Source organism: Candidatus Methylomirabilota bacterium (assembly GCA_036005065.1).
Taxonomy (GTDB): Bacteria; Methylomirabilota; Methylomirabilia; order Rokubacteriales; family DASRDR01; genus DASYQW01.
Map to the genome: position 1 here is coordinate 1 of DASYQW010000297.1, position 2,223 is coordinate 2,223.

The following is a 2,223-nucleotide window of genomic DNA, read 5'->3' on the forward strand; positions in this document are numbered from 1 at the left end:
GCGAACTCCGGATAGAGCGTCATGCCGCCGTCCACGAAGAGCGTGTGCCCGTGCACGTAGTCGGAGTCGTCGGAGGCGAGCCAGACGGCGGCCTTCCCGATGTCCGCGGGAGACCCGATGCGTCCGTACGGGATCAGCTTCAGGAGCTTGTCCAGGGCCGCCGGTGTCTCCCAGGCCGCGCGGTTGATCGGGGTCTGGATGGCTCCGGGGGCGATGGCGTTCACCCGGATGCGATGCGGGGCCAGCTCCTGCGCCAGCGACTGCATGAGCAGCTTCGCCCCTCCCTTCGACGCCGCGTAGTTGACATGGCCCGCCCAGGGGATGACCTCGTGCACCGAGGAGATGCAGATGATCTTTCCGGTGGCGGAGGAGACAGCGGGCCGGGGTCCCCGGCGGATCATCTCGCGGGCGGCCTCCCGCGCGCAGAGGAACATGCCGGTCAGGTTCACGCTGAGGACGCGGTTCCACTGCTCCAGCGTCATCTCGACGACCGGGGCATCGCGCTGAACGCCGGCGTTGTTCACCAGGATGTCGATCGTCTCCCAGGCCCCGATCATCTCGCGGAACATCGCCTGGACCTCGTCCTCCCGGGAGACGTCGGCGCGGATCGCCATGGCCGGCGCCCCGCCGGCCTTGAGGCCCGCCACGATCTTCTCGGCGGCCTCGGGGTTGGCCGCGTAGTTGACGACGACGGCGGCCCCCGCCGCCGCCAGCGCCCGGGCGATGCCCTCGCCGATCCCGGAGCTGGCGCCGGTGACGAGTGCCTTCTGTCCTCTCAATGGCTGGTGGGCCATGAAGCCCCTCCCCTGCGGAGCTCCGATCACCAGAAGTCTACGCTTCCTTTGTCTGTTGTCAGCACGCGGGACGTCGTGTACCTTAACCGCCTCGCACAAACGAGAGGCGATCGGCCTGGCATTCTCAAGGGGGCGGCCGTGATCAACGGACGATCCGTTTCGGCGCTCAGCCCCGTGACCTCACAGCGTTCGTCTTCCCCTCGCGGCGCACCCGGTAGGCCCCAGTGGGCGTGAGCGGAGAGCCCAAGACGGCGGACGCCGAGCCGTCGGCCAGCGACGATCTGGCGCTCCTCGCCGAGCGGGCGCTCGAGCTCGTCCAGGCCGGCAGCCTCGTCGGTCTGGGCTCCGGGTCCGCCGCCAGCGCGTTCGTCCGGGCCCTCGGCCGGCGCGTGCAGCGGGGGCTCACGGTGACCTGCGTGGCCACCTCGGAGGCCACCGCCCGCCTCGGCGCCGAGGTGGGTCTCAGAATCGTCGACCTGGGCGAGAGCCTCCTGGATCTCACCGTGGACGGGGCGGACGAGGTCGATCCCCAGCTCGACGCCATGAAGGGCTTCGGCGGCGCGCTGGCCCGGGAGCGCATCGTGGCGGCGGCGTCGCGACGCCAGATCCTGCTCGTCCGCGCCGACAAGCTGGTGCCGGCGCTCGGCAGCCGCGGGCGCTTGCCGGTCGAGGTGCTGCCGTTCGCGGTGCGATTCTGCCAGCGCCGGCTCCGGGAGCTCGGGCTCCCCGCCGAGATCCGGCGCGAGGGCGGTCGGCCGTTCATGACCGACAACGGCAACTTCACGCTGGACTGCGCGACCGGTCCACTCACCGACCCGGCCCGGACCCAGCGCGCCATCGAGGGCATTCCCGGCGTGGTCGACACTGGGCTCTTCCTCGGCACCGCCGAGCGAGTCCTCGTGGCCGATGGCGGCACCATCAGGGAGCTCAGGCGAAGGGAGAACTGACCATGACCTCGAAAAAGATCGACACCGCCGAGATCGCGGCCCGCGCCCGGAACATCCGGCGCCTCATCATCGAGATGCTGGCGGCGGCCGGCTCCGGTCACCCGGGCGGCAGCCTCTCGGCGACCGACCTCGTCGCCTGCCTCTACTTCGGCGTGATGCGCCACCGGCCCCCGGAGCCCTTTTGGGAGGATCGAGACCGGTTCATCCTCTCCAAGGGGCACGCCTGTCCCGTGCTCTATGCCGCGCTGGCCGAGGCCGGTTACATCACCCACGATCTCCTGTCCTCGCTGCGCCGCTTCGGGTCTCCCCTGCAGGGTCATCCCGACCGGCGGAAGCTGGGACTGATCGAAGCCTCCACCGGGTCGCTGGGCATCGGGCTCTCGCTGGGTATCGGGATGGCCCTGGCCGCGCGACTGCGGGGCAGCCCCTCCCGGACCTACGTCCTGCTCGGCGACGGCGAGTGCGAAGAGGGGCAGATCTGG

General features: G+C 70.7%; 3 protein-coding genes. 2 read left to right on the forward strand and 1 reads right to left on the reverse strand.

What is annotated here, in order from left to right; all coding sequences use genetic code 11:
* Nucleotides 1-794, reverse strand: a 794-nt coding sequence (locus VGW35_20365; GenBank protein HEV8310025.1) for a glucose 1-dehydrogenase, incomplete at its 3' end; no start/stop codon positions are given.
* A 224-nt stretch (nt 795-1,018) separates the two neighbouring features.
* Between VGW35_20365 and rpiA the strand changes: the two genes are divergently transcribed.
* Together rpiA and VGW35_20375 are read left to right on the forward strand one after the other, a co-directional pair.
* Nucleotides 1,019-1,741 (forward strand): ribose-5-phosphate isomerase RpiA, encoded by a 723-nt coding sequence (rpiA, locus tag VGW35_20370; GenBank protein ID HEV8310026.1) that lies wholly within the window; start codon nt 1,019-1,021, stop codon nt 1,739-1,741.
* Between the two features lie 2 nt (nt 1,742-1,743).
* Nucleotides 1,744-2,223, forward strand: a 480-nt coding sequence (locus VGW35_20375) for a 1-deoxy-D-xylulose-5-phosphate synthase N-terminal domain-containing protein (protein ID HEV8310027.1), incomplete at its 3' end; no start/stop codon positions are given.